Source organism: Nocardioides sp. CCNWLW216 (assembly GCF_037120545.1).
Lineage (GTDB): Bacteria > Actinomycetota > Actinomycetes > Propionibacteriales > Nocardioidaceae > Nocardioides > Nocardioides lianchengensis.
Genome location: NZ_JBBBBJ010000005.1, coordinates 242,452 through 248,870 on the forward strand (window position 1 = coordinate 242,452; position 6,419 = coordinate 248,870).

Genomic DNA, 6,419 nt, shown 5'->3' on the forward strand with positions numbered 1-6,419 from the left:
CCTCAGAAGACGAAGTTCAGGACGATGACCATGGCGAGCGCGACGCCGGCGAGCGGCATCGTGCGGCGGTACCAGGGGTACGACGCCTCGTTGGCGTCGACCAGGTCCTCCCGCGGGGTCTCGGAGTAGACGAGGCCGCGCAGCTCCTCCGGCGGCTTCGGCTTGGTCGCCAACGACACGACGATGCTGACCACGATGTCGACCACGAAGGCGGCGCCGGCCGCGACGAACGACGCGCCCTGACCGGACAACGAGATCCAGCCCTGGCTCAGGCTGCCCAGCACGTCGGTGGAGATGAAGGCCACGAAGACCGCGGCCAGGGTGCCGCTGACCAGGCCGGTCCAGCCGGCGGTGGCGGTCATCCGCTTCCAGAACATGCCGAGGATGAAGGTCGCGAACAACGGGGCGTTGAAGAACCCGAACAGGGTCTGGAGGTAGTCCATGATGTTCGAGAAGTTCGAGGCGAGCTGGGCGGTGAAGATCGCGACGACGGTGGCGCCGACGGTCGCGAGCCGACCGACCTTCAGGTAGTAGGAGTCGTCGCGGTCCTTGACGACGTACCGCTGCCAGAGGTCGTAGGACCAGACCGTGTTGAAGGCGGAGATGTTGGCGGCCATGCCGGCCATGAAGGCGGCCAGCAGGCCGGCGATCGCGACGCCGAGCAGGCCGTTGGGCAGCAGGTCGCGCATCAGCAGGATGAGCGAGTCGTTGTACTGGACGGTGCCGCCCGCACCGCCGGAGACGGTCTCGCCGGCCTTGGTGTCGGCGATCTCGGTGACGAGGACGGCGGCGATCATGCCGGGCAGGATCGTGATGAACGGGACCAGGATCTTGGGGAAGGCACCGATGATCGGCGTCTTGCGGGCCGAGGAGATCGAGTCGGTGGCCATCGCGCGCTGGACCTCGACGAAGTTCGTCGTCCAGTAGCCGAAGGAGAGCACGAAGCCGAGGCCGAAGACGATGCCGATCACCGAGAGGAGGTCGGAGTCGAACCCGGTCAGCGCCGTACCGGGCCACGAGTTCAGCTGGTCGGCAGCGGGCGGAGCTGCGCCGACGCCGGCGTTCTCCGTGATCTTGTCCTTCAGCCCGTCCCAGCCACCGACCTGGTGCAGGCCGATCAGGGTGAGCGGGAGCAGCGCCGCCACGATCACGAAGAACTGCAGCACCTCGTTGTAGATCGCGGCCGAGAGCCCGCCGAGGGTGATGTAGGAGAGCACGATCGCGGCGGCCACGAGCAGGGCGACCGTGAGGTTCCAGCCGAGCAGGGCCCGGATGATGGTGCCGAGCAGGTAGAGGTTGATGCCGGCGATCAACAGCTGGGCGACCGCGAACGAGATCGAGTTGACCAGGTGGGCGCCGGTGCCGAACCGGCGGAACATGAACTCGGGGACCGAGCGCACCTTGGACCCGTAGTAGAACGGCATCATCACGACGCCGAGGAACAGCATCGCCGGAATCGCGCCGATCCAGAAGTAGTGCACGGCCGGGAGGCCGAACTGCGCCCCGTTGGCCGACATGCCCATGATCTCGACGGCCCCGAGGTTGGCCGAGATGAAGGCCAGACCGGTGACCCAGGCCGGCAGCGAGCGGCCCGAGAGGAAGAAGTCGACCGAGTCGGAGACCTGGCGGCGGGCGATGACACCGATGCCGAGGACGACGGCGAAGTAGAGGCCGATGATCAGGTAGTCGACCGCATGCGCGGAGATGATCGTGTCGCTCGCGAGCGGACTCGTCATGGAAGAGCCTTTCGTGCACCGATCCGGCGGCGTGTCCCCGGATGGACCACCGGATCGGGTTCCCCGTTGTCTCGGACAACAAACTGGACATCATCCTGACGCCAGGGTGACGCCATCGAGTCTTGACGTGACACCACAGTGATGTCACAGTGGTGCGCATGGACATCACGCCGTACGTCGAGAGCCTGCGCCGCGACCTGCTCGCCGCCGCCGAGGGGGCCGGCGAGGAGTCCCGCCAGCTGGCCGAGCGGCTGAGCTTCGCGATCGACCCTGCGGCCCGCCTCGCGATCATGGAGGCCGTCTCGCAGGCCGCCGCCGAGATCACCGCCGAGATGCCGGCCGGCGGGGTCGACGTACGTCTGAGCGGGCGCGAGCTCGACTTCGTCGTCGACGCCGGTACGCCGGCCTCCGCCCCGGACGCGCCGACCTCGGCCGCGCCCGCGCCGGAGGAGCCCGAGGACGACGGCTCGGTCGCCCGGATCACCCTGCGGATCCCCGAGTCGGTGAAGGCCCGGGCCGAGGAGCTGGCCGCCCGGTCGGGCCACTCCCTCAACACCTGGCTGGTCAACGTCGTCCGGCACGCCACCCGCGAGAACGCCATCAACGTCGACATCGACCTGTCCAGCATCCCGTTCCTCGGCGGGGCCAACGAGCCGTTCGGCGTCAAGCGCCCCGGCGGCCGGCGGATGACCGGCTGGCAGTAGCACCCACTCCCCGCACCCACCCGGGACCGGCAGCACGCCGGCCCCGCGGACGAGCACACCCACTTCCCGGATGGAGACACCATGAGCGAGCACGCTGAGCACACCTTCGAGACACCCGAACCGGTCCAGCTCTTCGTCGAGCTGGGCAAGGGCGTGGTCCACGTCCGCGCGACGCAGACGGCGACCACCCAGGTCCGCGTGCAGGGCCGGGAGGCCGACCAGGTCCGGGTCGAGCGGCACGGGCGCCGGATCACCGTCGTCGCGCCCCGGCAGCGGAGCCTCTTCGGCGGCGACCCGTCGCTGCAGATCGACGTGACGGTCCCCGAGACCAGCGACGTGGCCGTGCGCAGCGGGTCGGCCGACGTCCTGCTCGACGGCCCGGTCGGCGCGGGCCAGCTCCGGAGCGGCTCGGGCGACGTGCGGGTCGCCTCCCTCGGCGGGCCGAGCCTGGTCGAGACCGGCTCCGGCGACGTCCGCATCGACGTCTCCGACGCAGACCTGCGGGTCAAGAGCGGCTCGGGCGAGATCACCCTCGGTCACGTCGCGGCCGCACTGATGGTCTCCACGGGCTCCGGCGACGTCACCGTCGACCGCGCGGCCGGCCCGACCGCCGTCAAGACGGGCTCCGGCGACCTCCAGGTCCGCGAGTCGAGCACCGAGGTCACCCTGAGCACCGGCAGCGGGGACCTGGTCGTCGGGACGGCCCACCGGGGCAAGGTGACCGTCAAGGGCGCGTCGGGCGACGTGCGCGTCGGCGTACCGGACGGCGTGCCCGTGTGGACCGACATCACCACGGTGAGCGGCGCGATCCGCTCGACGATCGGCGGCACCGGCGAGCCCACCGAGGGCCAGCCGTACGTCGAGCTGCGCGCCAAGACCGTCAGCGGCGACGTCGTCCTGGTCCGGGCGTGAGTGCCGTGCGCGCGTCGTACGGGCCGGTCGAGAGCCAGGCCCGCCAGCAGATCGCCGAGCGGGTCGCCCGGGCCTCCGCTCCGCGGGTCCCGTCCGTGCCGCGCCGGCACCGGCTGGCCGACCGGCTCCGCCGGGTCGCGGACCGCCTCGAGGGCTAGGCCGTGTTCCTGACCATCCGCGCGCTCGGCAGCGCGCGGCCCGGGTCAGGACCGCATCGCGACGCCCTCGCGCCAGTAGCCCATGAAGGCCACCTGCCGCCGGTCGACCTCCAGGTCCTTGACCAGCGCGCGACGCAGGGCGGTGACGACCTTCGACTCGCCCGCGATCCAGGCGTAGAGGTCGTCCAGGTCGTGCCCGACGTGCACCACGTGCTCGTCGACGTCCTCGCCTGACGAGGAGTACGACGGGGTCTCCCACAGGTCGGGGTCGATCTCGTCGTCGCCGACCTCGACGGGCCGCAGCGGCGCCCCGAGGTGCTCGAGGACGGCGGCGTGCAGCCGCTCGCCGCGCGGGCTGCCGTCGCGGGGCAGCCAGGTCACCTCGACCCCTTGCGGGTGCTGGAGGGTCTGCACGTCGGCCGCGACCGGCACCTCCAGGAAGGCCGCGCCGCGGGCGTTGGGCGGCAGGACGGCCAGGATCGCGGCCACGGCCGGGACGGCCGTCTCGTCGCCCACCAGCAGCAGGCGGCCCGCCGTACCGGGGACGAACTCGATGCCGCCGAAGTCGGCGCCCCGGCGGGGCGCGAGCGTGACGATCCGGTCGCCGAGCGCGGCCCGGTCGGCCCAGCGCGAGCCAGGACCGGCCTCGCCGTGCCCGTCGGCGCCGTGCAGCACGAAGTCGACCACCAGGCGGGTGTCCGCGCCGGAGCCGACCACGTCGCGGACGGTGTAGGTGCGCATGTGCCCGCGCTCCTCGGCCGGCCGCTCGAACCAGGTCGCCATGAACGTCTCGTCGATCTCGCCGAGCGGCGGCAGCGGCGCGTCGCCGTCCGGGAAGACCAGCTTGATCCGCTGGTCGTAGAGGTGACCCTCGACGCCGAACTCCGCCAGCGCGGGTGAGCCCAGCTCGATCCGCACGAAGCTCGGGGAGAGCCGGTCGACGCGGACGACCTCGACCTCCTCCAGGAGCATCGGCAGGTCGGGGGCGGCGAGCGTGGTCATGGATGCCTCAATCGTTTAGGTGAACCTAAGTTAGGGTCACCTTATCTGAGGCAGCCCGCTAGATCGAGGCGCGGTGGAAGTTCTGGAACGAGCGCGACGGCGTCGGGCCGCGCTGGCCCTGATACCGCGAGCCGTACTTCTCCGAGCCGTACGGGTGGTCCGACGGCGACGAGAGCCGGAAGAAGCAGAACTGGCCGATCTTCATGCCGGGGTAGAGCTTGATCGGCAGCGTCGCGACGTTGGCCAGCTCGAGCGTCACGTGGCCCGAGAAGCCCGGGTCGACGAACCCGGCCGTGGCGTGGGTGAGCAGGCCCAGCCGGCCCAGCGACGACTTCCCCTCGACCCGCGCGGCGATGTCGTCGGGCAGCGTGACGACCTCGTACGTCGACCCGAGCACGAACTCCCCCGGGTGCAGGATGAACGCCTCGTCGCCGTCGGGCTCCACCTCGCGGGTCAGGTCGGACTGGTCGGCCGCCGGGTCGATGTGGGGGTACTTGTGGTTCTCGAAGACCCGGAAGAACCGGTCCAGCCGCACGTCGACCGACGACGGCTGCAGCATCGCCGGGTCCCAGGGGTCCAGGGCGATCCGGCCCTCGTCGATCTGGCCGAGGATGTCGCGATCTGACAGCAGCACGCGCACAACCTACCGGCGGACCGGCCCGACGCGCGTGGATGTCCGGTCGGCACAATGATCCGCATGCCGTTCCACCGCTTCGTCGCCCTCGGCGACTCCTTCACCGAGGGCGTCGGCGACCCCGACCCCGCCCGCCCGAACGAGCTGCGCGGCTGGGCCGACCGGGTCGCGGAGGTGCTGGCCCAGGCGTCTCCCGACTTCGGGTACGCCAACCTCGCCATCCGGGGCCGCAAGCTCGACCAGATCATCGCCGAGCAGGTCGATCCCGCGATCGCCCTGCAGCCCGACCTGGTGACGATCTACGCCGGCGCCAACGACATCCTGCGCCCGCGCGTGAACCTCGACGCGCTCGTGCAGCGGTACGACGACGCGCTCGGCAAGCTGGCCGCGACCGGGGCCCGGCTGGTCGTGTGGACCGCCTTCGACCCGGGCCGGTCCCCGACGTTCCGGCTGCTCCGCGGCCGCTTCGCGGTCTACAACGAGCTGGTCCGCGAGGTGGCGGAGGGGCACGGCGCGACGATCGTCGACTTCTGGCGGCTGAGCGAGTACGACGACTGGCGACTCTGGGACGAGGACCGGATGCACCTCGGACCCGCGGGCCATCAGCGGATGGCCGTGGAGGTGCTCGACACGCTCGGCGTCCCGCACGCCCTCGAGCCGCTGCCCCTGCGCGAGATCGTCCCGCTCAGCCGCGCCGAGCAGCGGGCCGCATCGAAGGCCTGGGTGCGCGAGTCCGCCCTACCGTGGGTGCACCGGCGGGTGACCGGCCGCTCCTCCGGCGACGGCCTCGACCCGAGGTACCCCGTCCTCGACCGACCCCACCTGGGGTAGCATCCTCCCGCCGGTCCGACCCGGCGTGCGGATGTAGCTCAGTTGGTAGAGCGCGACCTTCCCAAGGTCGATGTCGCGAGTTCGAGTCTCGTCATCCGCTCCAGTTCTTTCCGCCAGTCCGACAAGGCCCCGGAGAGCGCGACACTCCCCCGAACGTCGATGTCGCGAGTTCGAGTCTCGTCATCCGCTCCAGTTCTTTCCGCCAGTCCGACAAGGCCCCGGAGAGCGCGACACTCCCCCGAACGTCGATGTCGCGAGTTCGAGTCTCGTCATCCACTCCAGTTCTTTCCGCCAGTCCGACAAGGCCCCGGAGAGCGCGACACTCCCCCGAACGTCGATGTCGCGAGTTCGAGTCTCGTCATCCACTCCAGTTCTTTCCGCCAGTCCGACAAGGCCCCGGAGAGCGCGACACTCCCCCGAACGTCGATGTCGCGAGTTCGAG

At 70.8% G+C, this 6,419-nt stretch carries 7 protein-coding genes and 1 tRNA gene; 5 read left to right on the plus strand and 3 right to left on the minus strand.

What is annotated here, in order from left to right; translation table 11 throughout:
- Positions 1-2: 2 nt before the first annotated feature.
- Positions 3-1,736, minus strand: a complete 1,734-nt coding sequence (locus tag V7S47_RS13800) for a sodium:solute symporter family protein (RefSeq protein ID WP_336562082.1) — start codon at positions 1,734-1,736, stop codon at positions 3-5.
- 158 nt (positions 1,737-1,894) lie between these two features.
- Here V7S47_RS13800 and V7S47_RS13805 point away from each other — a divergent pair, with 158 nt between their 5' ends.
- The 3 genes from V7S47_RS13805 (at position 1,895) to V7S47_RS13815 (ending at position 3,510) form a co-directional block, all read left to right on the plus strand.
- Positions 1,895-2,440, plus strand: coding sequence for a toxin-antitoxin system HicB family antitoxin (locus V7S47_RS13805; protein ID WP_336562083.1), 546 nt, complete (start codon positions 1,895-1,897; stop codon positions 2,438-2,440).
- A gap of 81 nt (positions 2,441-2,521) precedes the next feature.
- Positions 2,522-3,352, plus strand: coding sequence for a DUF4097 family beta strand repeat-containing protein (locus V7S47_RS13810; RefSeq protein ID WP_336562084.1), 831 nt, complete (start codon positions 2,522-2,524; stop codon positions 3,350-3,352).
- Entirely contained in the window at positions 3,349-3,510 is a 162-nt protein-coding gene (locus V7S47_RS13815; RefSeq protein WP_336562085.1) for a hypothetical protein, read from the plus strand. Before V7S47_RS13810 ends, V7S47_RS13815 begins: the two co-directional genes overlap by 4 nt.
- A 45-nt stretch (positions 3,511-3,555) precedes the next feature.
- Here the strand turns inward: V7S47_RS13815 and V7S47_RS13820 are convergent, their stop codons facing one another.
- Positions 3,556-4,512 carry a siderophore-interacting protein gene (locus tag V7S47_RS13820; RefSeq protein WP_336562086.1) on the minus strand — a complete coding sequence of 319 codons (957 nt, stop codon included), beginning with the start codon at positions 4,510-4,512 and terminating at the stop codon, positions 3,556-3,558.
- Between the two features lie 58 nt (positions 4,513-4,570).
- Positions 4,571-5,146, minus strand: a complete 576-nt coding sequence (gene dcd, locus V7S47_RS13825; RefSeq protein WP_336562087.1) for a dCTP deaminase — start codon at positions 5,144-5,146, stop codon at positions 4,571-4,573.
- A gap of 63 nt (positions 5,147-5,209) precedes the next feature.
- Between dcd and V7S47_RS13830 the strand changes: the two genes are divergently transcribed.
- Positions 5,210-5,977, plus strand: a complete 768-nt coding sequence (locus V7S47_RS13830) for an SGNH/GDSL hydrolase family protein (protein ID WP_336562088.1) — start codon at positions 5,210-5,212, stop codon at positions 5,975-5,977.
- 27 nt (positions 5,978-6,004) lie between these two features.
- Positions 6,005-6,080, plus strand: a tRNA-Gly gene (locus V7S47_RS13835).
- Positions 6,081-6,419 lie beyond the last annotated feature (339 nt).

What these genes read in the sequence shown, in the direction of transcription:
- V7S47_RS13810 (WP_336562084.1), top strand. Translation starts at nt 2,522, where the DNA reads ATGAGCGAGCACGCTGAGCACACCTTCGAGACACCCGAACCGGTCCAG.
- V7S47_RS13805 (WP_336562083.1), top strand. Translation starts at nt 1,895, where the DNA reads ATGGACATCACGCCGTACGTCGAGAGCCTGCGCCGCGACCTGCTCGCC.
- V7S47_RS13820 (WP_336562086.1), bottom strand. Translation starts at nt 4,512, where the DNA reads ATGACCACGCTCGCCGCCCCCGACCTGCCGATGCTCCTGGAGGAGGTC.
- V7S47_RS13800 (WP_336562082.1), bottom strand. Translation starts at nt 1,736, where the DNA reads ATGACGAGTCCGCTCGCGAGCGACACGATCATCTCCGCGCATGCGGTC.
- V7S47_RS13830 (WP_336562088.1), top strand. Translation starts at nt 5,210, where the DNA reads ATGCCGTTCCACCGCTTCGTCGCCCTCGGCGACTCCTTCACCGAGGGC.